Source organism: Streptomyces meridianus (genome assembly GCF_023703325.1).
In the GTDB taxonomy this organism is placed as follows: domain Bacteria; phylum Actinomycetota; class Actinomycetes; order Streptomycetales; family Streptomycetaceae; genus Streptomyces; species Streptomyces meridianus.
On record NZ_JAMQGM010000018.1, the window covers coordinates 1 to 24741 of the forward strand.

At 71.8% G+C, this 24741-nt stretch carries 24 protein-coding genes, 2 pseudogenes and 1 riboswitch; of the genes and pseudogenes, 17 read left to right on the top strand and 9 right to left on the bottom strand.

The window, feature by feature from the left end; genetic code table 11:
- A pseudogene (locus M1E25_RS08310) lies at nt 1-137 on the bottom strand (IS607 family transposase); the annotation flags it as partial.
- Between the two features lie 72 nt (nt 138-209).
- Between M1E25_RS08310 and M1E25_RS08315 the strand changes: the two are divergent.
- Nucleotides 210-809: pseudogene (locus M1E25_RS08315) on the top strand (tryptophan--tRNA ligase); the annotation flags it as partial.
- A 350-nt stretch (nt 810-1159) separates the two neighbouring features.
- Here M1E25_RS08315 and M1E25_RS08320 read toward each other — a convergent pair.
- Nucleotides 1160-1474 carry a type II toxin-antitoxin system Phd/YefM family antitoxin gene (locus M1E25_RS08320; protein WP_251412044.1) on the bottom strand — a complete coding sequence of 105 codons (315 nt, stop codon included), beginning with the start codon at nt 1472-1474 and terminating at the stop codon, nt 1160-1162.
- Between the two features lie 104 nt (nt 1475-1578).
- Between M1E25_RS08320 and M1E25_RS08325 the strand changes: the two genes are divergently transcribed.
- The 3 genes from M1E25_RS08325 to M1E25_RS08335 all read left to right on the top strand — a co-directional run bounded on the left by M1E25_RS08325 (nt 1579) and on the right by M1E25_RS08335 (nt 3499).
- Nucleotides 1579-2214 (top strand): ATP-dependent Clp protease proteolytic subunit, encoded by a 636-nt coding sequence (locus M1E25_RS08325; protein WP_251412048.1) that lies wholly within the window; start codon nt 1579-1581, stop codon nt 2212-2214.
- Between the two features lie 3 nt (nt 2215-2217).
- Nucleotides 2218-2526 (top strand): hypothetical protein, encoded by a 309-nt coding sequence (locus M1E25_RS08330; protein ID WP_251412050.1) that lies wholly within the window; start codon nt 2218-2220, stop codon nt 2524-2526.
- 316 nt (nt 2527-2842) lie between these two features.
- A riboswitch (cyclic di-AMP (ydaO/yuaA leader) is annotated at nt 2843-3028 on the top strand.
- A gap of 3 nt (nt 3029-3031) precedes the next feature.
- Nucleotides 3032-3499, top strand: a complete 468-nt coding sequence (locus M1E25_RS08335) for a C40 family peptidase (RefSeq protein WP_251412053.1) — start codon at nt 3032-3034, stop codon at nt 3497-3499.
- Between the two features lie 54 nt (nt 3500-3553).
- On the opposite strand, the gene M1E25_RS08340 is transcribed toward M1E25_RS08335, so the two are convergent.
- Nucleotides 3554-4765 (bottom strand): 8-amino-7-oxononanoate synthase, encoded by a 1212-nt coding sequence (locus M1E25_RS08340; protein ID WP_251412056.1) that lies wholly within the window; start codon nt 4763-4765, stop codon nt 3554-3556.
- Nucleotides 4766-4934: 169 nt separating this feature from the next.
- Between M1E25_RS08340 and bioB the strand changes: the two genes are divergently transcribed.
- Genes bioB through M1E25_RS08360 form a run of 4 tightly spaced genes read left to right on the top strand, consistent with a single transcriptional unit; the run spans nt 4935 to nt 8901 of the window.
- The gene (bioB, locus tag M1E25_RS08345; protein WP_251412059.1) at nt 4935-6113 is read left to right on the top strand and encodes a biotin synthase BioB; all 1179 of its coding nucleotides are present in this window, start codon (nt 4935-4937) and stop codon (nt 6111-6113) included.
- The gene (locus M1E25_RS08350) at nt 6106-7410 is read left to right on the top strand and encodes an adenosylmethionine--8-amino-7-oxononanoate transaminase (RefSeq protein WP_251412062.1); all 1305 of its coding nucleotides are present in this window, start codon (nt 6106-6108) and stop codon (nt 7408-7410) included. The genes bioB and M1E25_RS08350 overlap by 8 nt, the downstream gene beginning before the upstream one ends.
- Before the next feature lie 14 nt (nt 7411-7424).
- Nucleotides 7425-8156: a dethiobiotin synthase gene (gene bioD / locus M1E25_RS08355; RefSeq protein ID WP_251412065.1), complete on the top strand. Its 732-nt coding sequence runs from the start codon at nt 7425-7427 to the stop codon at nt 8154-8156.
- Between the two features lie 58 nt (nt 8157-8214).
- Nucleotides 8215-8901: a class I SAM-dependent methyltransferase gene (locus M1E25_RS08360; RefSeq protein WP_251412068.1), complete on the top strand. Its 687-nt coding sequence runs from the start codon at nt 8215-8217 to the stop codon at nt 8899-8901.
- Between the two features lie 211 nt (nt 8902-9112).
- Here the strand turns inward: M1E25_RS08360 and M1E25_RS08365 are convergent, their stop codons facing one another.
- Together M1E25_RS08365 and M1E25_RS08370 are read right to left on the bottom strand one after the other, a co-directional pair.
- Nucleotides 9113-9484, bottom strand: coding sequence for a fic family toxin-antitoxin system, toxin component (locus tag M1E25_RS08365; RefSeq protein ID WP_251412071.1), 372 nt, complete (start codon nt 9482-9484; stop codon nt 9113-9115).
- Nucleotides 9481-9705, bottom strand: coding sequence for an antitoxin (locus M1E25_RS08370; RefSeq protein ID WP_251412074.1), 225 nt, complete (start codon nt 9703-9705; stop codon nt 9481-9483). The genes M1E25_RS08365 and M1E25_RS08370 overlap by 4 nt, the downstream gene beginning before the upstream one ends.
- A 231-nt stretch (nt 9706-9936) precedes the next feature.
- Between M1E25_RS08370 and M1E25_RS08375 the strand changes: the two genes are divergently transcribed.
- Together M1E25_RS08375 and M1E25_RS08380 are read left to right on the top strand one after the other, a co-directional pair.
- On the top strand, nt 9937-11280 hold the full coding sequence (locus M1E25_RS08375) for a hemolysin family protein (protein WP_251412077.1): 1344 nt from the start codon (nt 9937-9939) through the stop codon (nt 11278-11280).
- On the top strand, nt 11277-12296 hold the full coding sequence (locus M1E25_RS08380) for a hemolysin family protein (RefSeq protein ID WP_251412081.1): 1020 nt from the start codon (nt 11277-11279) through the stop codon (nt 12294-12296). The genes M1E25_RS08375 and M1E25_RS08380 overlap by 4 nt, the downstream gene beginning before the upstream one ends.
- Nucleotides 12297-12367: 71 nt before the next feature.
- Here M1E25_RS08380 and M1E25_RS08385 read toward each other — a convergent pair whose 3' ends face one another.
- Nucleotides 12368-13549 carry a glycine C-acetyltransferase gene (locus tag M1E25_RS08385; protein WP_251412084.1) on the bottom strand — a complete coding sequence of 394 codons (1182 nt, stop codon included), beginning with the start codon at nt 13547-13549 and terminating at the stop codon, nt 12368-12370.
- A gap of 59 nt (nt 13550-13608) precedes the next feature.
- The gene (tdh, locus tag M1E25_RS08390) at nt 13609-14649 is read right to left on the bottom strand and encodes an L-threonine 3-dehydrogenase (RefSeq protein ID WP_251412087.1); all 1041 of its coding nucleotides are present in this window, start codon (nt 14647-14649) and stop codon (nt 13609-13611) included.
- A gap of 96 nt (nt 14650-14745) precedes the next feature.
- Between tdh and M1E25_RS08395 the strand changes: the two genes are divergently transcribed.
- The 5 genes from M1E25_RS08395 to M1E25_RS08415 all read left to right on the top strand — a co-directional run bounded on the left by M1E25_RS08395 (nt 14746) and on the right by M1E25_RS08415 (nt 19399).
- Nucleotides 14746-15666, top strand: coding sequence for a LysR family transcriptional regulator (locus M1E25_RS08395; protein ID WP_251412090.1), 921 nt, complete (start codon nt 14746-14748; stop codon nt 15664-15666).
- A gap of 67 nt (nt 15667-15733) precedes the next feature.
- A complete protein-coding gene (locus tag M1E25_RS08400; RefSeq protein ID WP_251412093.1) occupies nt 15734-16504 on the top strand; it encodes an SGNH/GDSL hydrolase family protein in 771 nt (256 codons plus the stop codon).
- A 117-nt stretch (nt 16505-16621) separates the two neighbouring features.
- Nucleotides 16622-18055 carry an adenylosuccinate lyase gene (purB, locus tag M1E25_RS08405; protein WP_251412096.1) on the top strand — a complete coding sequence of 478 codons (1434 nt, stop codon included), beginning with the start codon at nt 16622-16624 and terminating at the stop codon, nt 18053-18055.
- On the top strand, nt 18052-18618 hold the full coding sequence (mug, locus tag M1E25_RS08410; protein WP_251412313.1) for a G/U mismatch-specific DNA glycosylase: 567 nt from the start codon (nt 18052-18054) through the stop codon (nt 18616-18618). The genes purB and mug overlap by 4 nt, the downstream gene beginning before the upstream one ends.
- A gap of 34 nt (nt 18619-18652) precedes the next feature.
- Nucleotides 18653-19399, top strand: a complete 747-nt coding sequence (locus M1E25_RS08415) for an SDR family oxidoreductase (RefSeq protein ID WP_251412098.1) — start codon at nt 18653-18655, stop codon at nt 19397-19399.
- A gap of 6 nt (nt 19400-19405) precedes the next feature.
- Here the strand turns inward: M1E25_RS08415 and M1E25_RS08420 are convergent, their stop codons facing one another.
- A complete protein-coding gene (locus M1E25_RS08420; protein WP_251412100.1) occupies nt 19406-20287 on the bottom strand; it encodes an RNA polymerase sigma-70 factor in 882 nt (293 codons plus the stop codon).
- A gap of 212 nt (nt 20288-20499) precedes the next feature.
- Between M1E25_RS08420 and M1E25_RS08425 the strand changes: the two genes are divergently transcribed.
- Together M1E25_RS08425 and M1E25_RS08430 are read left to right on the top strand one after the other, a co-directional pair.
- Entirely contained in the window at nt 20500-22068 is a 1569-nt protein-coding gene (locus M1E25_RS08425) for an alkaline phosphatase D family protein (protein WP_251412102.1), read from the top strand.
- 151 nt (nt 22069-22219) lie between these two features.
- Nucleotides 22220-23557, top strand: a complete 1338-nt coding sequence (locus M1E25_RS08430) for a GNAT family N-acetyltransferase (protein WP_251412104.1) — start codon at nt 22220-22222, stop codon at nt 23555-23557.
- On the opposite strand, the gene M1E25_RS08435 is transcribed toward M1E25_RS08430, so the two are convergent.
- Nucleotides 23520-24719, bottom strand: a complete 1200-nt coding sequence (locus tag M1E25_RS08435) for a trans-sulfuration enzyme family protein (RefSeq protein ID WP_251412106.1) — start codon at nt 24717-24719, stop codon at nt 23520-23522. The two genes, M1E25_RS08430 and M1E25_RS08435, sit on opposite strands and share 38 nt — an antisense overlap.
- Nucleotides 24720-24741: the final 22 nt, after the last annotated feature.

The following is a 24741-nucleotide window of genomic DNA, read 5'->3' on the forward strand; positions in this document are numbered from 1 at the left end:
GTATTCGCGTCGATGTTCACCAGGATCGTGCGCGGACCGACCCGCTGAGCCGGTACCGGCAACATCCCCTCACGGAACCAGCGATACGCGGTGTGCGGATGCACTCCGTTCGCGATCGCCCATTCCTTGAGGCTCACGCAGAGAGGTTAACACCCACTCAAAGGCTCTCATACGCACTAGAATTGCCTTAAGGGCAACCAGTTCCCAACCCCGCGCACCAGGCCGCCGACATCCTCTTCTGCAAGGGCAATCTGGTCCCGGTCGGCCGGGATCAACTCCCGCACCTAGAACTCACCCGGACCATCGCTCGCCGCTTCAACGACCGCTACGGCGCGGGCACCGCTGTGTTTCCCCGGCCCGATGCCCTGTTGTCGAGCGCGCCGCTGCTGCTCGGCACGGATGGCTCGAAGATGAGCAAGAGCCGGGGCAACGCCATCGCCCTTGCCGCCGACGCCGACGAGACGGCTCGGCTGATCAAGGGGGCCAGGACCGATTCCGAACGTCGCATCACGTACGACCCGTCCGCTCGCCCCGAGGTGTCCTCACTTCTCCTTCTGGCGGCCCTCTGCCAGAACCGCACCCCTGAGCAGGTCGCCTCCGACATCGGTTCCGCGGGAGCCGCCGCGCTGAAGAAGACCGTGACCGAAGCGGTCAATGAGTACCTGGCTCCGATCCGGACCCGCCGGAGCGAGTACGCGCAGGACCGCGCCCACCTCCGCCGGGTTCTGCGGGAGGGGAACGAGCGAGCCGGAGCCGTGGCCGAGGCCACCCTCACCGAGGTGCGTGCGGCCATGAACAGCCACTACTGACGGCCGGAGGGACACCGCCGTTCGCGCACGCCCGGGTCCCGCGGCTCGGCCCAGCCGGCGTTGATCGTCGCCCTCGGCAGCGGGTGCTCGACCACCCACGTTCGGCGGTTCCAACAGGCCCTTTCTGTACGGCGATTGCCTCCGGCCGGCCGCGGTGAATGCCCAACGGCCCCTGCATCCCGACGAAGCGGTCCGATGAGCGGTCACCACGGCGGGATCTTCGCCGTCGGCGGTGAGCCGTACGCAGACCGCTGCCGGCCGGAAAGCGCCGCTGGTCCGTGACCGCCCAGCGGGATCGCGTGTCCGATCAACGCTCCTGGTTCCTCGGCTCGCAGACGTTGGCGCAATCCTCACCGGCCGTGACCCGGTCGCCGTCCCCCGGCGGCCGGGTCACGGTGTTCCGCGGCGATACCGAAACGGCGGCGTTCGCCCGCAGCGGATTCACCGGGGCGGGTGACCGAGACCGTGCTGATCACCTGCTCCTCGCTCCCGGTCTCCGCCGCCGCCTCCTGCTCTTCGAGAAGGCGCAGGTCGGCCGCCGAAACGAGGGCGACGAGCGGCTTGCCGTGGCGGGTCACGACGACCCGTTCCCCGCCGTACACAACGCGGTTGATGAGCTCGGCGAGCTCTGCACGGGCTTGCGTCACCGGAATCTCGTAGGCCATGCTCCCAGTCTAACGGGATGTACAACCTGTACAATTTTTACAGGGCACTCGGGCAGTCCCGACCCGGCCGCCCCGCGGGAGAGCGCACACAACGAGGTGAAGCGATGAACCGGCCCAACGCCCGCTATGTCCTCCCGGAGTTCACCGAGCGCACCAGCGCAGGACTCCGCACGCTGGACCCCTACTCCAAGCTTCTCGAGGAGCGGATCGTCTTCCTCGGGACACCCGTCGACGACACGGCCGCGAACGACGTGACAGCACAGTTCGTCCACCTCGAATACGCCGCCCCCGACCGGGACATCTCGCTGTACATCAACTCCCCCGGCGGCTCCCTGACGGCGATGACGGCCATCTACGACGTGATGCAGTTCGTGAGCTGCGACATCGAGACCGTCTGTCTGGGGCAGTGCGCCTCGGCCGCAGCCGTCCTGCTGGCCGCGGGCACACCGGGCAAACGCCTCGTCCTGCCCCGGTCGCGCGTCCTCATCCACCAGCCGGCCTTCCCGGAACCGGTCCGGGGCCAGGCTTCCGATCTGGAGATCCACGCACGCGAGTTGGCGCGGCTCGGCGACCGGCTCGAGGAGATGCTGGCCCGGCACACCGGCCGGCCGAAGGAGCAGATCGCCAACGACATCGAGCGCGACAGGATCCTCGACGCCGAGGAGGCGGTCGCCTACGGGCTCGCCGACCGCGTCGTACGGGACCGCGCCCGCATCCTCCGGTCCACCGGCGGGGCGTGAGACATGCTGCCCCCGGAACTGCCGCCGATTCCCTCCCTGACCCGGGCCGAGGGCGAGTTGGTCGACCGATACCTCGACGTGCTCGACCTGCTCGGCCGCATCAACCCGGCCCGCGGCTCCGACACGTACGGCGCCCTGCGCGCAGCCCAGGCCCTGGTGGGAAAGGTCGCAGGACTTCGCGACGCCCTGACGCTGATGCACCGGCGCGGCGAGCGCGAACTGCACCGGAGCACCCTGGAGCGGGCCCTGCGCGTGCTGGACGGGGAGCGGCGCGCAGAGCGCGTCACCCTTCCTCCGGCATCGCAGAGTTGACGGGCCGACGGTCCGGACAGGGGCCGGAAGCGGCCGAATGGGGTTCCCCCTTGCGGCCCATCCATGCCGTGGCGTGAAAGCCGATCAAGTTGCGGCACACCCGGCCTGGAACGGCTGCCGCGCCACATCTGCCCTGATGGAACGGGTGTTGAGGAGACAACAGCAACAACGAATCACACGATATGCACCCATACAGCGCAAGAGTGATCAATGTCACATAGGGCGGTTTCAACTCGAATCGGCGCCCATCGTGAGTGACGATCCCGGAGACGACAAGCCCCCGCCACACCGGCGGGGCGGTCCGGGCGGACGCCGAGTCCTGCCGCCGCCCGGATGACGGGTCGACATGAATGGACCGGCAGGAGTGGAGGACCCAGGCAGTGCGGGACGACATCGCGACACGCGTGTAGTCCCTTGGGGTGAAGCCGCACCGAGCGGCCGGGCATCTTCGTTCTGCCCGAACCCGACAGGTCATCCTTCACAGGCGGCTGACGAAGGGTTGCGCATGTCCGCGCACAGTCTTGTCCCCACCGCCCTCTCCCGCGCCGGCCTCGTGACGTTCCTCACCGCGACGGCTCTGGGCGGCACTCTCCTCGCTCCCCCGGAAGCCTCTGCGGCGACTCCACAGGCCTCGAAGGCACTGCGCATCGCTGCGTCGAAGAAGGGCGCACCCTACGTGTGGGGGGCGGCGGGCCCCCGCAGTTTCGACTGCTCCGGACTCGTCCTCTACGCCTTCAAGAAGGCCGGAAAGAAGCTGCCGCGCACCGCCGCCCAGCAGTACAACCGGACCCGGCACATCTCCGCCTCGCAGCGCAAGCGTGGAGATCTCGTCTTCTTCCACTCCGGCAAGTACGTTTATCACGTGGGGATTTACGCAGGTAAGGGAAGCATCCTGCACTCCCCGAGGCCCGGTTCGGTGGTCAAGAAGGAAAAGCTCTGGACCACGAGCGTCTGGTACGGCCGGGTGCGATGACATCCCTTGCGGCATCGTGACCGGGGCCTGCGGGGCCGCCCCGCAGGCCCCGGTTCATGAGCGGTCGGCGCGGCCGAGTCCGGCTTCGGCAGCTCCCGAAGGGCGGTCTGCGGACGGCATCCGAGCACCGGTGGGTGCCGTCGCGACGACCACCTCCACCGCCTCCTCGACCTGCCGGTCCGTGAGATCCGCTCGCGCCGTCAGGCGCAGCCGCGAGATGCCGTCCGGTACCGACGGCGGCCGGAAGCAGCCGGCCTGGATCCCCGCGGCCCGGCAGTCCTGGGCCCACCGCACGGCGTCCTCGGCGGAGGGGGCCCGCACCGACACCACACATGCGTCCGGACGGACCGCCGTCAGTCCTGACGCGGTCAGTCTCCGGTGGAGCCCGGTCGCGACCTCCCGGGCCCGCACCGCGCGGCCGGGTTCCCTGCCCAGCAGGCGCAGCGCGCTCAGGGCCCCGCCGGCCGCTGCCGGAGCCAGGCCGGTGTCGAAGATGAAGGTGCGGGCGGTGTTGACCAGGTGCTCGATGACCCGGGCCGGGCCGAGGACCGCGCCGCCCTGGCTGCCGAGGGACTTCGACAAGGTCACGGTGGCGACCGTGCCCGCACCCCCTGCCAGCCCTGCGGCATCGAGGGCCCCCCGCCCTCCGTCGCCCAGTACACCCAGGCCGTGCGCATCGTCGACGAGCAGCGCCGCTCCGTGCGCGCCGGCGAGGGCGGCGAGTTCCGCCAGCGGGGCGGCGTCGCCGTCGACCGAGAAGACCGCGTCGGTGACCACGACGGCGGGTCCGTCGTGGCCCTCGAGCGCCTTGCGGACGGCCGTGGTGTCGCGGTGCGGGGTCACCACGGTCGCGGCCCGGGAGAGCCTGCAGCCGTCGATGAGGGACGCGTGGTTGCCGGCGTCCGACACCAGCAGGCCTCCGGCCCCGTTGAGCGCGGTGACGGCGGCCAGGTTTGCCGCGTAGCCCGAGGACAGGACGAGTGCGGCCTCGAAGCCGCAGAAGGCCGCCAACTCGTCCTCGAGTTCGGCATGGAGTGCGGTACTGCCCGTGACGAGACGGGACCCGGTGGCCCCCGCGCCCCACAGCCGCGCCGCCTCCGCAGCCCCCTGAACGACCTCGGGGTGCCGGGCCAGTCCCAGGTAGTCGTTGCTCGCGAGATCGAGGACGGCCGACCGCTCGGGGCGCGGGCGGAGCGTACGGGCCAGCCCGGCGCGCCGACGGGCGTCCGCCTGGGCGCCGATCCACTCGAACGGGTCCTGGGGCATGGGCCGTCCCTCGTCGGTCGTGAGCCGGGGCAGGCCCGGAAGTCTTCGAGGTTTCCAACGTAGTGCCCGGCAGGAGCGACGACGGTGTGGCGATACACACACCCGGATCCCACCGAGTTGTCCGGTCCCTCCTTGGCCCGGACCGCTTCTGTGGGTAAGGATTCGCGTCATGGATCTGCTGAAGACGCTGGTGGACAAGGGGCTGCGACGCGAGCTGCCCACCCGGGACGAGGCGCTGGCGGTACTGGCCACCTCGGACGACGAACTCCTCGACGTGGTGGCCGCGGCAGGCCGTGTGCGCCGGCAGTGGTTCGGGCGCCGGGTGAAGCTGAACTACCTGGTGAACCTCAAGTCCGGGCTGTGCCCCGAGGACTGCTCCTACTGCTCGCAGCGCCTGGGCTCGAAGGCGGAGATCCTCAAGTACACCTGGCTGGGCAAGGACGAGGCGGTGGCGGCGGCCGGTGCGGGTCTGGCCGGCGGCGCCAAGCGGGTGTGCCTGGTGGCCAGCGGCCGCGGCCCGACCGACCGGGACGTGGACCGGGTCTCGCAGACCATCGAGGCGATCAAGGAAGCCAACGAGGGCGTCGAGGTGTGCGCCTGTCTCGGCCTGCTTTCCGGTGACCAGGCCGAGCGGCTGCGCACGGCCGGCGCCGACGCGTACAACCACAACCTCAACACGTCCGAGGCCACGTACGGGGACATCACGACCACCCACACCTACGCCGACCGGGTGTCGACGGTGCAGCAGGCGCAGGCCGCCGGGCTGTCGGCGTGCTCGGGCCTGATCGCAGGTATGGGCGAGAGCGACGAGGATCTGGTCGACGTGGTGTTCTCGCTGCGCGAGCTGGACCCGGACTCGGTGCCCGTCAACTTCCTGATCCCCTTCGAGGGCACTCCGCTGGCGAAGGAGTGGAACCTGACGCCGCAGCGCGCACTGCGCATCCTGGCGATGGTCCGGTTCGTCTGCCCGGACGTCGAGGTCCGGCTTGCGGGCGGCCGCGAGGTGCACCTGCGCTCGATGCAGCCGCTGGCGCTGCACCTGGTCAACTCGATCTTCCTCGGCGACTACCTGACCAGCGAGGGCCAGGCCGGCAAGGCCGACCTCGAGATGATCGCCGATGCCGGGTTCGAGGTCGAGGGCTCCGGCACCACGACGCTGCCGGAGCACCGCGCGGGCGCCCTGGCGGCGGCCGGCGGCTGCGGTTCGCACGGGGGCGGTTCCTGCGCTCCGTGCGGTGACGCGGCCGAGCCTGCCGCCGAGGAGACCTCCGGCGCCGCTGACGTCCGCACCGACCTCGTGAACGTCCGCCGCCGCGGAGCCGGAACGGATCTCGCACCCAATGCCTGAACCGCTCACGACCGGCGAGCTGCTGGCACTCGACCGGCAGCACGTCTGGCACCCGTACGGACCGATGCCGGGACGTCAGGAGCCGCTGGTCGTCGAGTCGGCGTCGGGGGTGCGACTGCGGCTCGCCGACCCGGCCGAGGGGCATCGTGAGCTCGTCGACGGCATGTCCTCGTGGTGGTCGGCGGTGCACGGCTACAACCACCCTGTGCTCAACGAGGCCGCACACGAGCAGCTGGGGCGGATGAGCCACGTGATGTTCGGCGGGCTCACCCATGAGCCCGCCGTCCGGCTCGCCGCCCGCCTGGTGGAGATCACGCCGGAGCCGCTCCGGCACGTCTTCCTCGCCGACTCCGGTTCGGTCTCGGTCGAGGTGGCCGTCAAGATGTGCCTGCAGTACTGGCGTTCCGCGGGCCGCCCCGCCAAGCACCGGTTGCTGACCTGGCGCGGCGGCTACCACGGCGACACCTGGCAGCCGATGTCGGTGTGCGACCCGGACGGCGGCATGCATCATCTGTGGTCCGGGGTGCTGCCGCGGCAGGTCTTCGCCGACGCGCCTCCAGCGGGGTTCGATACCGAGCCGGACGAGTCCTACGCACGCCACCTGCGCGCGCTCGTGGCCCGGCATGCGGACGAACTGGCGGCCGTCGTCGTGGAACCGGTCGTGCAGGGAGCGGGGGGCATGCGGTTCCACTCCCCCGGATACCTGCGGGTACTGCGCGAAGCCTGCGACGAACACGACGTGCTGCTGGTGTTCGACGAGATCGCCACCGGTTTCGGGCGCACCGGCGAGCTGTTCGCCGCGTCCCACGCCGGGGTCTCCCCCGATGTGATGTGCCTCGGAAAAGCCCTGACCGGCGGTTACCTCACCCTAGCCGCGACGCTGTGCACCGCTCGCGTGGCCGACGGGATCAGCTCCGGCGAGGTCCCCGTGCTGGCCCACGGCCCCACCTTCATGGGCAACCCACTGGCCGCGGCCGTCGCGAACGCGTCCCTCGAACTGCTGCTGTCGCAGGACTGGCAGGGCGAGGTGCGGAGGATCGAGACCGGACTCCGGCAGGGGCTCGCGGAGACGGCCGGCCTTCCCGGCGTACGTGACGTCCGGGTGCTGGGAGCCGTCGGTGTGGTGCAGCTCGACCACGAGGCCGACATGGCCGCCGCCTCCCGGGCGGCGTTCCGCGAGGGCGTGTGGCTGCGGCCGTTCCGCGACCTCGTCTACACCATGCCGCCGTACATCACGCAGGACGACGACCTCGCACGGATCTGTGCGGCGGTGACGGCCGCCGCCCGCGAGGGGTGAGGCAGGTGCTGGACATGTCGGTGCTGTTCGTCACCGGGACGGGCACGGAGGTCGGCAAGACGGTGACGACCGCGGCGGTGGCCGCGGCCGCGCTCGCGGCCGGCCGGTCCGTCGCGGTGCTCAAACCTGCCCAGACCGGTGTCGGTCCCCTCGAGCCGGGGGACGCCGCGGAGGTCGCCCGGCTCGCGGGTGACGTCACCACCGCCGAACTCGGGCGCTATCCGGAGCCCTTGGCCCCGGCGACGGCCGCCCGGCGGGCAGGGCGTACCCCGGTCGGTCCCGAGCAGGTAGCCGACGCCGCCCGGAAGCTCGCCCCGGACTACGATCTGGTCCTCGTCGAGGGCGCGGGCGGGCTGCTCGTGCACTTCGACGACACGGGTGCGACGCTCGCCGACGCCGCAGGGCTGCTGGACGCTCCGGTGCTCGTGGTGGCCGCGGCCGGACTCGGCACCCTCAACGCGGTGGCCCTGACCGGCGAAGCGCTGCGCTCCCGCGGACTTCGGTGCCCGGGCGTCGTCATCGGGTCCTGGCCGGACCAGCCGGGCCTGGCGGCCCGCTGCAACGCCACCGACCTGCCGGAGTGCGCGGGCGTCCCGTTGCTGGGAGCGGTCCCCCGGGGCGCGGGGGCGATGGCCCCCACGGTCTTCCGGACCGCGGCCGCAAGCTGGCTCGCACCGGGGCTCGGCGGCACCTGGAACGCGGACGACTTCGCGGCACGGGTACGGAAATTGCCGGAACTTCCCTGACCACGGCGCCGGGGGAGCACAATCACGGTACAGCCGTCCGCGTCGGAAGGGGACCGTGATGCGCAGACGAAGCAACCAGGAGACGACCGGCTCCGTGCACCATCCGCTGTTCGCCCGGTTCTACGCCCGGATGAGCGTGGCCGCCGAGTACGGCGCGGGGATGGCGGCGCACCGCGCAGAACTGCTGGCGGGCCTGTCGGGGCGGGTGATCGAGATCGGGGCCGGGAACGGTCTGAACTTCGCGCACTACCCGCGGACGGTCTCGGAGGTGGTGGCGGTCGAGCCGGAGCCCCGCCTGCGAGGGCTGGCCCGGACCGCGGCTGTTCGCTCCGGGGTGCCGGTGGACGTGGTGCCCGGAACAGCCGAGTCCCTGCCGCTGAAGAGCGAGGCGTTCGACGCGGCGGTGGTGTCCCTGGTGCTGTGCTCGGTACGGGATCCGGCCCGAACCTGCGCCGAGATCGCACGAGTGCTCAGGCCCGGCGGCGAAGTGCGCTTCCTCGAACATCACCGCTCGGACCGGCCCGGCGTCGCCGCATTCCAGCGCGTACTCGACGGCACCGTCTGGCCCCTGCTGCTCGGGGGATGCCACTCGGCACGCGACCCGCTCGGAACGCTGCGCACGGCCGGCTTCGACATCGGCCCGTACCGGAACCTGCGCGTCCCGGCAGGCGGGCTGCCGCTGCCCACCTCCGCCCACGTCCTGGGCCGGGCGATCCGCCTCCCGGACGACGGTCCGCGGGGGTGAGGCGCCCGGGCGCCGGAGATCTTCCCGGCGGCGGGGGCTCCCACGAGGTATCGCCACGCCCCGCAGGCACACCCGGGTGTCCGGCCGATCAGGCGCCTGGCCCCGTCGGTACTGTCATGGGCCGGCACGCCACGCGTGGCCATGGCGTGGAACCCGGCCCGGGGCGGACGGGCGTGAGGCTCCTTCGGCGTCCTCGGCGCGCTGCACCTAGCTAGCCGCTCCAGGTGCGCAGCTCCCCGGCGATCTCGTGGACGTCCGCGTTGCCGGTCTTGACCAGGCGGGCCAGGTCGCGGACCTGCTCGGGCGAGGTGGCCACCTTCAGGCCGCTGGCGACGAGGTAGGCGTACGCGACTGCGGACGCGAACATCGCGTTGCTGCGCTCGAGGGCGGGGACGTGCATGAGCAGCTGGAGCAGCGAAGCAGCGCGGGTGGGCGTGTCGGTGTAGACGGGCGTGCCGAATATCTCCGCCTCGTGCCGGCTGACGGCGGCGACGAGCGCGCCCCAGTCGGTGACCTGGGGGTCTCCCGGAGTGTTCTTCTCGGCGATCATGAGGAGCCAGGCGAGATCGATGCGCAGGGTCAAGAGCTCTTGCGCTCCTCGCCGAACTCCTCAGCGAACAGGGACTCGTACTGCCGCATGAAATCCGCGGCCGCCTCGACGAACGCCTGGCCGACCTCGCCGGCGTCCTGACGGACGAGTTCCTCGATGTACCGGTTCATGCTCAACCCCCGCTGGGTGGCGCGCTGACGCGCCGCCTCGGCGGTGGCTTCGTCCACACGGACGTTCAACTGTGTCTTGGCCACACTTCAAGCTAGCGCTCGAACGCTAGCCATGCAAGAGCGCGGTTCGCCGTCCGCTTCCTCGCCCCGGCGCGCATCCGAGGCGATCATGGGCCTTTCCGTGACCTTTACCATGGCGGTTCGCTTCCCCACGACCCGGAAGAGGTGGCGCCCTCCCATGGGCGGATCCCCGACAGGACCGGACGATCGCGCACTCGCGCGTCCGCGGCCCGATCATGGCAGGGAGGTGACCCGATGACCGAAGTGCTCCTGCTCCTCGCGGCCGTGCTGCTGACCCTCGCCTGCGGTGTGTTCGTCGCGGCCGAGTTCTCCCTGACGACGGTTGAGCGCAGCCTGCTCGAGCGGGAGGCCGCCGAGGGCGACCGCAATGCGCAGAGCGCGCTCGAGGCCGTGCGCACGCTGACCTTCCAGCTCTCCGGCGCTCAGCTGGGGATCACCGTGACCGGTCTGGTCATCGGCATGCTCGCCGAGCCCTCGCTCGGCAAGCTGCTGGCCGGGCCGCTGGATGCCGCCGGTCTCGGGCTGTCGGGGGCCTCGTCGGTCGCGCTCGTCCTGAGCACCGGCGTGTCGACGGTGGTCCTCATGGTGGTGGGCGAGCTGGTGCCGAAGAACTGGGCGATCTCCCGTCCGCTGCCCGTCGCCAAGCGTGTCGGCGGGATCCAGCGGGGTTTCAGCACCGTCTTCAAGCCGTTGATCGGGCACCTGAACAACACCGCGAACCGCACCGTCCGGCGGCTCGGCCTGGAGCCCACCGAGGAGCTGGCCTCGGCCCGTGAGCCGCAGGAGCTGGTGGCGCTCGCCCGCCATTCGGCCGAGGAGGGCGCCATCGAGGCCGGGACCGCCGAGCTGTTCGTCCGCACGCTGAGCCTGGCCGCGCTGACGGCCGAGAACGTGATGACCCCGCGCGTCCAGGTGATGGCCCTCGAGGTGCAGGCCACGGCGGAGGACATCGCCAACGCGACCCGGGCCACCGGCCTGTCGCGCTTCCCCGTCTACCGCGGGAACCTCGACGCGGTCGTCGGCATCGCCCACATCAAGGACGTGCTCACCCTGCCCGCACAGGCCCGGCCCCGCCACTCGGTGGCCGAGCTGATGCGGGACCCCCTGCTGGTGCCCCAGTCACTGCCCGTCGACCGCCTGCTGGACCGGCTGTCGACCGCCCGTGGCATGGCAGTGGTGATCGACGAGTACGGCGGGACGGCCGGCGTGGTCACCTTCGAGGACATCGTGGAGGAGGTCGTCGGCGAGGTACGGGACGAACACGACCCGTACGAGCTCCCCGATCTGGCGCCGGCGGGCGTCGACCCGGAGGGGCGCGAGATGTACGACGCGGACGGCGCGGTGCGCAACGACCAGCTGGAGACCATCGGCCTGCGGGTGCCGGAGGGCCCTTACGAGACACTCGCCGGCCTGGTCGCCACCGAGCTCGGACGGATTCCCTCCGAGGGCGACCGGATCGACGTCGCCGGGTGGCGCATCGAGGTCGTGGACGCCTCCGGCCGCCGGGCCGCCCGGGTGCGGCTCACCGCTCCCCCGCAGGACAGCGGTGACGAGCCCCTGCGGGAGGCGGCCCGGTGACCGCGCTCCAGCTCTTCGTCGGTCTCCTCACCCTGGTGGTCAATGCCTTCTTCGTGGGGGCCGAGTTCGCGCTGATCTCCGTGCGACGCAGCCAGATCGAGCCGCTGTCGGACGAGGGCAACCGCCGGGCCCGCAGCGTGCTGTGGGGTCTCGAGCACGTCTCGGCGATGATGGCGGCGGCCCAGCTCGGCATCACCCTGTGCACCCTGGTGCTGGGCGTGGTGGCCGAACCGGCCATCGCCCACCTGCTGGAGCCGGTCTTCCACGCGCTCGGCGTACCGGACGGACTGACGCATCCGATCTCGTTCGTCATCGCGCTCTCGGCAGCCACTTACCTGCACATGCTGTTCGGCGAGATGGTGCCGAAGAACATTGCGCTCGCCGAGCCGGTGCGCACGGCCCTGGCGCTGGGGCCGCCGATGGTGGCGCTGAGCAGGGCCCTGCGACCCGTCGTCTTCTCGGTGAACGGCTTCGCGAACGCGCTGCTGAGGCTGCTGCGCGTGGAGCCCCGCAGCGAGGTGTCGGCGACGTTCTCGGACGACGAACTCGCCGGGATGGTTGCCGATTCGCGGGAGGCGGGGCTGCTGGACGAGCGTGCGACCGAGCGGCTGCGGGACGCCCTCGAGCTGGGGCGCCGGCCGGTCGGGGACGTGGTGAAGCCCGCCGGCCAGGTGGTCTCCGCCCGGCTCGGGGTGACGCCCGAGGGTCTGGAGCAGCTCTCGGTGGAGTCGGGCTTCTCACGCTTCCCGGTCGTGGACGCGCGCGGGCGGATCCTCGGCTATCTCCACGTCAAGGATGCTCTCGACGCGGTGCAGCGGGACGTGCCGTTCGCCGTCGGCGCGCTGCGCCGGATCGCGAGGATCCGCCCGAACACCGCACTGGACGACGCGCTGGCCGCCATGCGCGACACGGTGACGCACCTCGCGGCGGTCGTCGACGCGGAGGGCCGCCCGGCGGGGCTGGTCACGCTGGAGGACGTGCTCCGGGAGCTGGTGGGACAGACTCCTTCCGGCTGAGGGTGACGGGCCGGCGGAGGTGTAACCGCCCGCCGGCCCGTAACCCTGGTCCGCGCAGCGCCAGACGGACCTCAGGCCTCGAGCTCCCGGCGCACCTCGGTGAATGCCCGGACCGCGCGCAGCACTTCGTCCTTGGAGTGCGCGGCGGAGAGCTGCACGCGGATGCGCGCCTTGCCCTTCGGCACCACGGGATAGGAGAAGGCGATCACGTAGATGCCCTTCTCCAGCAGACCCGCGGCCATCCGGCCGGCGAGCGCGGCGTCGCCCACCATGACCGGGGTGATCGGGTGCTCGCCGGGCAGGACGTCGAAGCCCGCGGCGGTCATCTCGGTGCGGAAGAGCGCGGTGTTCTCGCGCAGCCGTGCCCGCTGCTCGCCGGATTCCGAGAGCAGGTCGAGGATGCGCAGGCTCGCGCCGACGATCGACGGGGCCAGCGAGTTGGAGAACAGGTACGGACGGGAGCGCTGACGCAGCATCTCGACGATCTCGGTCCGTCCGGCGACGTAGCCGCCGGAAGCCCCGCCGAGCGCCTTGCCGAGGGTGCCGGTGACGATGTCGATCCGGTCGCTCACGCCGAACAGCTCGGGGGTGCCGCGGCCGTGGTCGCCGACGAAGCCGACCGCGTGCGAGTCGTCGACCATGACCAGGGCGTCGTAGCGCTCGGCCAGGTCGCAGATCTCGTCGAGCGGCGCGATGTAGCCGTCCATGGAGAACACGCCGTCGGTGACGATGACGCGGTGCCGGGCGCCGGACGCCTCCTTGAGGCAGCGCTCGAGGTCGTCCATGTCGCGGTTCCGGTAGCGGAAGCGGGCGGCCTTGGACAGCCGGATGCCGTCGATGATGCTCGCGTGGTTGAGCTCGTCGGAGATGATCGCGTCCGCGTCGCCGAACAGCGTCTCGAAGACACCGCCGTTGGCGTCGAAGCACGAGCTGTAGAGGATGGTGTCATCGGTGCCGAGGAACTCGGAGATGCGGCGCTCCAGTTCCTTGTGCGGCTGCTGGGTTCCGCAGATGAAGCGGACGGAGGCCATGCCGAAGCCCCAGTCGTCGAGCGCCTTCTTGGCGGCCTCGACGACGTCGGGGTGATCGGCGAGGTCCAGGTAGTTGTTGGAGCAGAAATTGACGACCCGGTCGTCGCCGACCGTGATGGCCGAGGACTGCGGACTGGAGATCACGCGCTCGGCCTTGTGCAGCCCGGCCTCGCGGATCTCGTCCAGCTGGGCGCGCAGATGTTCGCGCATGGTGTCGAACACGGGGGTACTCCTCGTCGTTGAACTCGTCGCCCTGCGGGGCGTCGTCGGTGCGGGCTGCGTCAGTCGGTGACCGGTCGGGTCCAGTCGATGACGATCTTTCCGCAGTTGCCGGAGCGAGCGGTGGCGAACGCCTGGTCGTACTGCTCGTAGCCGAAGCGGTGGGTGATCACCGGGGAGATGTCGAGGCCGCTCTGCAGGAGCACCGACATGCCGTACCAGGTCTCGTACATCTCGCGGCCGTAGATGCCGCGCAGGGTCAGCATCCGGGTCACGACGGTGGCCATGTCGACCGGGACCTCGCCGGTCGGCAGCCCGAGGACGGCGATGCGGCCGCCGGGGCTCATGGTGGCGATCATGTCCTGGAGGGCGTCGGCCCGGCCGGACATCTCCATGCCGACGTCGAAGCCCTCGCTCATGGCGAGGCCGGGCATGACCTCGGCGACGCCGCTGCTGCTCACGTCGAGGGCGACGGTGGCGCCGAGCTTGCGGGCCAGGTCGAGGCGGTACGGGCTGACGTCGGTGATCACGACGTTGCGGGCTCCGGCGTGGCGGGCGATCGCCGCGGCCATCATGCCGATGGGTCCGGCTCCGGTGATCAGCACGTCCTCGTTGAGGACGGGGAAGGACAGCGCGGTGTGCACGGCATTGCCGAACGGGTCGAAGATCGCCGCGACATCGAGGTCGATCTCGTGCCGGTGGACCCAGACGTTCGTCTCGGGGAGCACCACGTACTCGGCGAAGGCGCCGTCGGTGTGCACCCCGAGCCCGATGGTGCGAATGCACAGATGCCGCCGGCCCGCCATGCAGTTGCGGCACTTCCCGCAGACCAGGTGGCCCTCACCGCTGACGGTGTCGCCCACACGCACGTCCTTGACGCCCGGACCGATCGCCGCCACCTCGCCCACGAACTCGTGGCCGAGCACCAGGGGCGCCCGAACGGTCCGCGCGGCCCAGTCGTCCCAGCTGTCGATGTGCAGGTCGGTGCCGCAGATGCCGGTGCGCAGCACCCGGATGAGGACCTGCCCGTCGCCGGCCTCGGGAGTGGGGACCTCGGTGAGTTCGATGCCGGGGCCCGCAGCGGTTTTCGCCAATGCCTTCATGAGCGATCACTGTGGCCGGTCCGCCCTGTGAAGTCCATCGCCATTACTCCATGTCGCCCATGAAGCGCAGCTTCACAAGGGCGCGATACTGGAGGGGTGATCGATCCCCGCAGACTCCGGGTCCTCCGGGCCCTCGCCGAACACGGCACCGTGACCGCCGCCGCAGAGTCCCTGTACCTGTCCCCCTCGGCGGCCTCGCAGCAGCTGGCGGCGCTGGAGGCGGAGGTCGGGCACGCGCTGCTGGAACGCCGGGGCCGCACCGTGCGGCTGACGGCCACCGGGGCGGTGCTCGCCGGGCACGCGGCGAAGATCGCCGCGCAGCTCGAGGCGGCCGAGGCCGATCTGGCGGCGTGTGCGGCGGGGGCGGCGGGCGAGTTGACGGTCGCGGCGTTCGCCACCGCCATCACGGAGGTGGTGGCACCGGCCGTGGCGGTCCTGCGCGAGCGCGTGCCGCTGGTGCGGGTCCAGGTGAAGGACGCCGAGGGTCCGGCCAGCCGCCGGCTGCTGATCGACGGCGGGGCGGACATCGCCGTCGCGGTGGAGCACCGGGACACCCTCTCCCCCGGTGAGGGCCAACTGCTGCGGGAGGCCCTGTACGCGGAGCCGTACGACGCGGTGCTCCCGCCGAACCATCCGCTGGCCGGCGAGCGCAGTGTGCGCGTCGCGGGGCTGGCGTCCGACCCGTGGATCACGCCGTGGCCGGGCAACCCGCTGCACGACGCAGTGCTGCTGGCGTGCGAGGAGGCGCGGTTCCGGCCCCGGGTGGAAGGGGTGTCCGACGACTTCCGCGCCGTGTGCGCCCTGGTGGCGGCGGGGGCCGGGGTCGCGCTGGTGCCCCGGTCGGCCCTGCGGGCGCTTGACCTGGCCGGGGCCGTGGTGCGGGCGGTGAGCGGTTCCACTCCGACCCGGCGGGTGTTCGCCGCGGTGCGGCGGGGCAGCGAGGGCCACCCGCTGCTGCGCCGGGCCCTGGACGCCTTGCACGAACGGGCTGCCGAAGTGGGCGAACGCCCGTTGTGAGCTGCCCCTCACGCAGCCCGGAACGGGCGATTCCGACCGGACGGGCCCCGTAGGATCTTGCCTCGCCATGCAGATGAATGCCTCCTACACCAGTCTCGTCGCCCTGGGCGACTCCTTCACCGAGGGCATGTCGGACGACCTGCCCGACGGCTCGTACCGCGGCTGGGCCGACCTCCTCGCCGCCCGCCTCGCCGCGCGGACGCCCGGCTTCCGCTACGCCAACCTCGCGGTGCGCGGCAAACTCATCCAGCAGATTCTGGACGAGCAGGTGGACCTCGCCGCCGGGATGGGCGCGGACGTGATCACCCTGGTGGGCGGCCTCAACGACGCCCTGCGGCCCCGGTGCGACATCGATCTGGTGTGCGCCCGGCTGGAGGAGGCGGCCGCCAGGCTCGCGCCGAACTGCAAGCAGTTGGTGCTGATGCGCAGCCCGGCCCGCCGCGGCCCGGTGGCCGGACGCATGCTGCCCCGCATGGAGCGGCTGTTCTCGTTCATCGACGAACTCGGCGAGCGGCACGGCGCCGTCGTGGTGGACCTGTTCGGGGCCGAGGTGCTCGGCGACCCGCGGGTATGGGCGGACGACCGGCTGCACCTCAACGCCGAGGGGCACCGGCGGGTGGCGGAGGCGGTGTGGCAGGCCCTGGGCCGGGCCGCCGAGTCCCCCTGGTCGGATCCACTGCCCCCGGCAGCGGCCCAGGCCTGGTACGCCCGGCGCAGCGCGGACCTCCGCTTCGCCCGCGTGCACCTGCTGCCGTGGATCGGCCGGCGGCTGACGGGGCGCTCCTCCGGTGACGGCCTGAAGCCGAAGCGGCCGGAGCTGCTGCCGTTCGAGGTCTGAGGCGAGCACCGGCCGCGCGGCTTCGTACGATCCTCCGACGAGGGCGTGCGGCAGTGGTCGGAGGTCTCACCGGGCCGGAGCGTCTGCCTGCGGATACGGCCAGTAGAATCTGTCCGTGTGACTGCCAAGCCCCGCATCCCGAACGTCCTGGCCGGCCGCTACGCATCTGCGGAGCTCGCCGTCCTCTGGTCCCCCGAGTACAAGGTGACGCTGGAGCGGCGGCTGTGGCTCGCCGTTCTGCGCGCCCAGAAGGACCTGGGCATCGACGTGCCGGACCAGGTCCTCGCCGACTACGAGCGGGTTCTGGACGAGGTGGACCTCGCCTCGATCGCCGAGCGGGAACGGGTCACGCGCCACGATGTGAAGGCCCGCATCGAGGAGTTCAACGCCCTCGCCGGCCACGAACACGTGCACAAGGGCATGACGTCCCGTGACCTGACCGAGAACGTCGAGCAGCTGCAGATCCGGCTGTCGCTGGAACTCGTCCGGGACCGCACGGTCGCGGTGCTCGCCCGGCTCGGCAGACTGGCCGCCGAGTACGGCGAGTTGGTCATGGCGGGCCGCTCGCACAATGTGGCGGCACAGGCGACCACCCTGGGCAAGCGGTTCGCGACCACGGCCGACGAGATGCTCGTCGCCTTCGCCCGGCTCGAGGACCTGCTGGCGCGCTACCCGCTGCGCGGCATCAAGGGCCCGGTCGGAACGGCGCAGGACATGCTCGACCTCCTCGGCGGCGACGCCGGCAGGCTGGCCGAGCTCGAGGAGCGCATCGCCGGGCACCTGGGCTTCGGGCACGTCTTCACGTCCGTCGGCCAGGTCTACCCCCGCTCGCTCGACTACGACGCCGTCACCGCGCTGGTGCAGCTCGCGGCCGGGCCGTCCTCGCTGGCGAAGACCGTGCGGCTGATGGCCGGGCACGAACTGGTCACCGAGGGCTTCAAGCCGGGCCAGGTCGGCTCGTCGGCGATGCCGCACAAGATGAACACCCGGTCCTGCGAGCGGGTCAACGGCCTCGCGGTCATCCTGCGCGGATACGCCTCGATGGCGGGTGAGCTGGCGGGCGACCAGTGGAACGAGGGCGACGTCTCGTGTTCCGTGGTGCGCCGGGTCGCCCTGCCCGACGCGTTCTTCGCGTTCGACGGCCTGCTGGAAACGTTCCTGACGGTGCTCGACGAGTTCGGCGCCTTCCCGGCCGTCGTGGCCCGGGAGCTCGACCGCTACCTGCCGTTCCTCGCGACCACCAAGGTGCTGATGGGCGCCGTCCGGGCCGGGGTGGGCCGCGAGGTGGCCCACGAGGTCATCAAGGAGCACGCGGTGGCGTCCGCGCTCGCCATGCGGGAGAAGGGCGCCGAGCGCAACGAACTGCTCGACCGGCTCGCCGGCGACGAGCGGATCCCCCTCGACCGCGGGGGTCTCGACGCTCTGATGGCCGACCGGCTCTCCTTCACCGGGGCGGCGGCGGGCCAGGTGGCTGCCGTCGTCCGGCGCATCGAGGAGATCACGGCGGAACACCCCGAGGCCGCGCGGTACGCGCCGGGGGCGATCCTCTGATCCCGGAGGAACTCGAAGCCGCCCGCGAGCGCACCGTCGAGGATGTGATCACGGACGGGCTTCGGGTGCTGTTCTGCGGCATCAACCCCGGCCTGATGTCGGCTGCCACCGGGCATCACTTCGCCCGTCCGGGCAACCGCTTCTGGCCGGTCCTGCACGCCTCGGGTTTCACACCGCGCAGGCTGAAGCCGTCCGAGCAGCAGGAGTTGCTCGCTTGCGGGCTCGGCATCACCAATGTCGCCGCTCGTGCGACGGCGCGCGCCGACGAACTGAGCCGTCAGGAGCTGGTCACGGGCGGGGAGTTGCTCGTGGAGAAGGTGTACCGTCACGAGCCGGCCTGGCTGGCCGTGGTCGGGGTGACCGCTTACCGGGTGGCGTTCGGGGACCGGCACGCCGGGATCGGCCCGCAGGAGCGGACGATCGGCGGGACCCGGCTCTGGGTGCTGCCCAATCCGAGCGGTCTGAACGCCCACTGGCCCCCCGCGTCGATGGCGCAGGAGTACGGTCGGCTGCAACGGGCCGCCGGAGGCCCGGACACCACTGACCGGGACGACCGGCGCTGAGGCGCCGCACCGGTCCGTCGAGGGAGGAAGCCGCGTGGAGCAGGTCACCGTCGTCACGGGCGGCAGCAGGGGCATCGGTTCGGCCGTCGCCCGGAGGCTGGCCGACGCGGGACACCACGTCTGCATCGGCTACGAGCGGGCGCGCGAGGCCGCCGAGGAGACGGCCCGGGCCGTGCGCGCCTCCGGGGTCCGCTGCATCGCCGTGCAGGCCGACACCAGCGTCGACTCACAGGTCGAGGCGCTGTTCGGCGCGGCGCAGGAGGAGTTGGGGCCGGTCACCGGACTGGTCAACAACGCCGGGATCACCGGGCCGCTCGGCCGTTTCACCGAGACGGCGCCGGAGGTCATGCGCCGGGTCGTCGACGTCAACGTGACGGGCGCCCTGCTCTGTGCACGCCGCGCCGCGCTCGGGATGTCGACCCGGCACGGCGGTACCGGCGGCGCGATCGTCAACATCTCCTCCTGTGCGGCGACCCTCGGGGCGCCGGGCGAGTACGTGCACTACGCCGCCTCGAAGGCCGCGGTGGACGCCATGACCGTCGGCCTGGCCAAGGAACTCGCGGGAGAGGGTGTGCGGGTGAACTCCGTGCAGCCCGGCATGGTCCTCACCGACATCCACGCGTCGATGGGCGACCCCGAACGACCCTGGCGCAACGCGTCGCGGGTACCGATGGGTCGCCCCGGCGAGGCCCACGAGGTCGCGGCAGCGGTGGCCTGGCTGCTGTCGCCGGAGGCGTCCTACACCTCGGGAGCGGTGCTGCGGGTGTCGGGTGGGCTCTGAGGATCCCTACGGCCGCAGGGCGCCGAGCTTGTCCGGGTTGCGCACGACGTAGATGCAGGTGATCCGGCCCTCCTCGACGTCGAGGGAGAAGACGGAGTCCGGCTCCCCCGCCACGAGGGCAACGATGGCGACCGCCCCGTTGACCTCGCGCAAGCCGGTCTCCATCTCCGTCGGCGGGCGCTGCGAGACCGCGGCCAGGAAGCGGGCGACCTTCTGCGCACCCTCGATGACGCGCAGCGGCGCCTTGGCCTTGCCACCGCTGTCGCCGACGAGCCGGACCTCGGGGGCGAGCAGCGAGAGCAGGGCGTTCAGGTCGCCGCCCGAGGCCGCTGCGAGGAACCGCTCGGTCAGTTCGCGCTGGAGCTGCGGCTCGGCCGGGTAGCGCGGCCTGCGATCCGCCACATGCTGCCGGGCCCGGTTGCCGAGCTGACGGACGGCCGGTTCGCCGCGGTCGAGGATCCGGGCGATCTCGGCATACGGGTAGCCGAACGCCTCGCGGAGCACGAACACGGCCCGTTCCAGGGGGGACAGCGACTCCAGCACCACGAGCACGGCGAAGGACACCGACTCGGCCAGCACGGCCCGTTCAGAGCTGTCCTCGACGGTGGCTCCGAGGTCGGTGACGACGGGCTCCGGCAGCCAGGGCCCGACGTACGCCTCTCGCCGAGCCTGTAGCTGGCGCAGCCGGTCGATCGCCAGCCGGGTGGTGATGCGCACGAGGTAGGCGCGGGGCGTCTCGACATCCGCGCGGTCGGCGCCCGACCAGCGCAGCCATGCGTCCTGGACGACGTCCTCGGCGTCGGCTGCCCGGCCCAGCATCCGGTAGGCGACACCGGTCAGCAGGGGTCGGTGTTCTTCGAAGACGTCGACAGCGGTTCGGGTGGCCACCGCCCCATCACAGCGGTCCGGCTCCGCCGTGTCCAGCCGGAATCGCCACGCCCGCCCGAACGGCCTGCCGTGCGCACCGGGGTGAACGGGAGGGCGCACGGGTCTTCCCGGCAGTACGTCACGGGTTGTTCACTGGGACATCGCGGTGTGTGATGTCCCAGCGACGTACGGCAACGTGCGGGCCTCGTGTGATCGAACGACCAGGAGATGCCATGACGCAGGAATCCGGGAGAACCGTCGGCCGGCGGGCGGTGCTGCAGGGGGGCGCCTCCGCCGCGCTGCTGGTGCCCGCGCTGTCGTTCGCCGCGCCGGCGCAGGCCCTGTCCGGGCGGCCCGAGGCCCGCTGGGGCGTTCAGGCCGGCGACGTGACCGGCTCGTCGGGCCTGGTGTGGGTGCGCGCCGACCGCCCGGCCCGGATGTACGTGGAGGTCTCCGCCACCGAGTCGTTCCGGCGGGTGCGCCGGGTGCGGGGGCCGCTCCTCGGTCCCGGCACGGACTTCACGGGCAGGGCCGCCCTGCACGGGCTGCCGCCCGGCACCCAGGTCCACTACCGCGTGGTGCTGGCCGACCCGGACGACCCGCGCCGCACCGGCAGACCGGTCGCGGGGACGTTCCGCACTGCCCCCGTCCGGCGGCGGGACGGGCTGCGGTTCCTGTGGTCGGCGGACGTCGCGGGCCAGGGGTGGGGCATCAACCCCGACCGGGGCGGATACCGCATCTTCGAGGAGATGCGGTGCCTCGACCCGGATTTCTACCTGAGCAGCGGGGACAACATCTACGCCGACGGCCCGATCTCCGCGAGCGTCACCCTGCCGGACGGGCGGGTGTGGAGGAACGTCACGACCGAGGAGAAGTCCAAGGTCGCGGAGACGCTCACGGAGTTCCGCGGCAACTACCGCTACAACCTGCTGGATGAGAACCTGCGCAGGTTCAACGCCCAGGTCCCCTCGGTCGTCCAGTGGGACGACCACGAGGTCCACAACAACTGGTATCCCGGGGAGACGCTCGCCGACGACCGCTACACCGTGAAGGACACCGGCCTCCTCGCGGCGCGCTCGAAGCGGGCGTTCGCCGAGTACTTCCCGGTGCCGACGCTGCACCCGGACGGCGAGGGCCGGATCCACCGCGTCCTGCGGCACGGACCGCTGCTCGACGTGTTCGTGCTCGACATGCGCACCTACCGCAACGCCAACTCACCGGGCCGTCAGACGGAGGACCCGCAGGGCATTCTCGGTGCCGAACAACTCACCTGGTTGAAGAGGGAGTTGGGGCGCTCCACGGCGTTGTGGAAGGTGATCGCCTCGGACATGCCGCTCGGGCTCACGGTGACGGCCGGCAAGACGGACTTCGAGGCGGTCGCCCAGGGCGACCCGGGCGCGCCGCTCGGCCGCGAACTGCAGATCGCGGAACTGCTGCGCCACATCAAGCACCGGCGGATCACCGGGACGCTGTGGCTGACCGCGGACGTGCACTACACCTCGGCCCAGCGCTACGACCCCTCCCGCGCGGCATTCCAGGATTTCGAGCCCTTCTGGGAGTTCGTCTCCGGCCCCCTGAACGCGGGCGGGTACCCGGCACTGAAACTCGACGGCACGTTCGGCCCGGAGCAGAAGTTCCTCAAGGCGCCCTCGAAGGCCAACTCCTCCCCGTTCGACACCCCCCAGTACTTCGGCGAGGTCGACATCGACGGCGTGAGCGGTGAACTGACGGTGCGGCTGCGGGAGGAGAGCGGCGGCGTGCTGTTCGCCCAGGTGCTCCAGCCGGGCCGGGTGGGCCAGTGAGCCACGGCCTCCGGGCACGTCCAAGGCGCGTCCGGACGTGGCACACAGCACATTCACGGGAAACCGGTCGTTCACCGGTCACAGGTGCACTTAACTCGTGGGTCACGAGTGATTCGCGACCGTGCAACACCGGTCCGCCAGGGTTGGGCCCATGACTGACACATCATCCTTCGCAACCTCCCGCCGCCGGCACCGATGGCGGCGGGACCTCGTCGAACTGGCCGCGTTGTTCACCGCGGTGGCCGTCGCCGACGCCGTGGCGAACACGGTCGCGCACACCTCGCAGGGCTCGGTCGCACTCGTCGGTTTCGCCGTCGTGCTGTTCGCGACCACTGCGTTCCACCTCTGGTGGGCCCACCGTCATGAACACGCCCCGCCCGGCAACGGGGACGGCCCCTCGGCCGGCGCCTCTGCACCGGCCGCCCGGGCCGCCGAGGGTGCGACCTCGCTGTGGCGGATGCGGACGACCGTACGGGACGAGCCGGGCAGTCTGGCCCGGCTGTGCACCGCGCTGGCGCGATGCGGCGCCGATATCGTGAACCTGCAGACACATCCGCTCGCCCACGGCACCGTGGACGAGTTACTGCTGCGGACCCCGGCCGCCCTGGAGCCCGGCGACCTGTCCCGGGCGGTCGGCGAGGCCGGCGCGCACAGCACCTGGATCGAACGGGCGGACGCCCACGACCTGGTGGATGTCCCGGCACGGGTGCTTGGCCTGGCCACCCGCACGGCACTGGACTCCGCCGAAATTCCGCTGGCGCTCAGGAAGTTGCTGGGACGCTGCACCGTGCACTCGCTTCCCTCAGGTACCGGCGGCATGTCCCCGCCCGCGGAGGGGCTGCTGGAGGAGACGCAGATGCAGCTGCCCGACCCCTCCGGTGGGACCCTCCTGATCGAACGGCCCCACCTCCCTTTCACTCCCGCGGAGTTCGCCCGGGCCCGCGCCCTGGTGGAACTGGGCGCCCGGCTCGGACCGCGCCTCCCCCGCGGCCGGGACGTGCCGGCCAGGTCCGAGGGGGACGACGTCACGGTGCGGCGGGCGGACGCCGGCGACCTGCCCGCCGCCCGGGCGATGCACGAACGCTGCTCCCCGGCGACGCTGCGGCTGCGCTACCACGGGCCGGTCGACGGCTGCGCCCGCCACCTCGACCACCTGCTGAGCCCGCGCTTCGGCCGGACGCTGGCCGCGCAGACCGGCTCCGGCCGGATCGTCGCCCTCGGCCACCTGCTGTGGGACGGGGACGAGAGCGAGGTCGCCCTGCTCGTCGAGGACGACTGGCAGGGCCGCGGCATCGGCGCGGAACTGCTGCGGCGCCTGGTCGCCCTCGCGGTCGAGTCCGGCTGCGAGCGGGTGTACGCCGTGACCCGGGAGCAGAACACGGCCATAGTCGCGACCATGCGGGGGCTGGGCGTACCGCTGGACTACCAGCTCGAGGACGGCACCGTGGTCATCACCGCACGCCCGGACCCTGCGCCGACCCGCCCATGACGTCCGAGCCCGCCAGGGCGGGCCCCTGCGCGCCGAGCGCGGCGTCGAGGTCGTTCCACAGGTCCTCGACGTCCTCCAGGCCGACCGACATGCGCAGCAGGCGGTCGCTGACCCCGGAGGCGTGCCGGTCGCCCTCGTCGACGATGCGGTGGCTGATGGAGGCGGGGTGCTGGATGAGCGAGTCCACGCTGCCGAGGCTGACGGCGGGGGTGATCAGACGAACACCGGCGATGACCGCGTGCGGGTCGTCCTGAACCTCGAAGGCCACCATCGCGCCGCCGAGGCGCGGGTAGTGGACGCGGGCGACGCGGGGGTCCGCCTCCAGGCGCCTGGCGAGTTCCGCGGCGGTGGCGGAGGCTGCGCGCACGCGGACGGGCAGCGTGGACAGACCGCGCAGCAGCAGGTAGCCGGCCAGCGGGTGCAGCACGCCGCCGGTGGCGAAGCGCACCTGACGCAGCTTGCGGGCGAACTCCTCGTCGCAGGCCACCACGCCGCCGAGCACGTCACCGTGGCCCCCGAGGTACTTGGTGGCGCTGTGCAGCACGATCCGCGCGCCGAGTTCGGCCGGGCGCTGGAGGACGGGGGTCGCGAAGGTGTTGTCCGCCAGCAGCGGCACCTCGCCGCAGGAATGGGCGATGGCGCGCAGGTCGAGTTCGGCGAGGGTCGGGTTGGCCGGGCTCTCGACGATGACCAGCCCGGTGTCCGGACGGATGGCCTCCGCGACGCCGGCCGGGTCGACCCAGGTGACTTCGCTGCCGAGGAGGCCGGCGGTCAGCAGGTGGTCGCTGCAGCCGTAGAGCGGGCGGACGGCGACGACGTGACGCAGGCCCATGCTGATGCGGACCATCAGGCAGGCGGTGAGGGCGGCCATGCCGCTGGCGAAGGCGACGGCGCTCTCGGTTCCTTCGAGACGGGCGAGCGCCGTCTCGAAGCGTGCGGTCGTCGGGTTGTCGAGGCGGGCATAGACCGGCGGGCCGTCGGGCTGGGCGCCGGTGGTGGCGAACGCGTCGATCCGGGCGGCCTCGGCCCGGCTGTCGTACGAGGGGTAGGTGGTGGACAGGTCGAGCGGCGGGGCGTGCAGGCCGAGTTCCGCGAGGTCCTCGCGGCCCGCGTGCACGGCTTCGGTGGCGAGCGAACGGGGTGGCACCGGTGCAGTCGTCATGGATCGGATAGTGAACAGCTAC

What these genes read in the sequence shown, in the direction of transcription:
- M1E25_RS08330 (WP_251412050.1), top strand. Translation starts at nt 2,218, where the DNA reads ATGCTGCCCCCGGAACTGCCGCCGATTCCCTCCCTGACCCGGGCCGAG.
- M1E25_RS08400 (WP_251412093.1), top strand. Translation starts at nt 15,734, where the DNA reads ATGCAGATGAATGCCTCCTACACCAGTCTCGTCGCCCTGGGCGACTCC.
- tdh (WP_251412087.1), bottom strand. Translation starts at nt 14,649, where the DNA reads ATGAAGGCATTGGCGAAAACCGCTGCGGGCCCCGGCATCGAACTCACC.
- M1E25_RS08320 (WP_251412044.1), bottom strand. Translation starts at nt 1,474, where the DNA reads ATGGCCTACGAGATTCCGGTGACGCAAGCCCGTGCAGAGCTCGCCGAG.
- bioD (WP_251412065.1), top strand. Translation starts at nt 7,425, where the DNA reads ATGTCGGTGCTGTTCGTCACCGGGACGGGCACGGAGGTCGGCAAGACG.
- M1E25_RS08375 (WP_251412077.1), top strand. Translation starts at nt 9,937, where the DNA reads ATGACCGAAGTGCTCCTGCTCCTCGCGGCCGTGCTGCTGACCCTCGCC.
- M1E25_RS08350 (WP_251412062.1), top strand. Translation starts at nt 6,106, where the DNA reads ATGCCTGAACCGCTCACGACCGGCGAGCTGCTGGCACTCGACCGGCAG.
- M1E25_RS08360 (WP_251412068.1), top strand. Translation starts at nt 8,215, where the DNA reads ATGCGCAGACGAAGCAACCAGGAGACGACCGGCTCCGTGCACCATCCG.
- M1E25_RS08435 (WP_251412106.1), bottom strand. Translation starts at nt 24,719, where the DNA reads ATGACGACTGCACCGGTGCCACCCCGTTCGCTCGCCACCGAAGCCGTG.
- bioB (WP_251412059.1), top strand. Translation starts at nt 4,935, where the DNA reads ATGGATCTGCTGAAGACGCTGGTGGACAAGGGGCTGCGACGCGAGCTG.
- M1E25_RS08335 (WP_251412053.1), top strand. Translation starts at nt 3,032, where the DNA reads ATGTCCGCGCACAGTCTTGTCCCCACCGCCCTCTCCCGCGCCGGCCTC.
- M1E25_RS08430 (WP_251412104.1), top strand. Translation starts at nt 22,220, where the DNA reads ATGACTGACACATCATCCTTCGCAACCTCCCGCCGCCGGCACCGATGG.
- M1E25_RS08340 (WP_251412056.1), bottom strand. Translation starts at nt 4,765, where the DNA reads ATGCCCCAGGACCCGTTCGAGTGGATCGGCGCCCAGGCGGACGCCCGT.
- M1E25_RS08325 (WP_251412048.1), top strand. Translation starts at nt 1,579, where the DNA reads ATGAACCGGCCCAACGCCCGCTATGTCCTCCCGGAGTTCACCGAGCGC.
- M1E25_RS08425 (WP_251412102.1), top strand. Translation starts at nt 20,500, where the DNA reads ATGACGCAGGAATCCGGGAGAACCGTCGGCCGGCGGGCGGTGCTGCAG.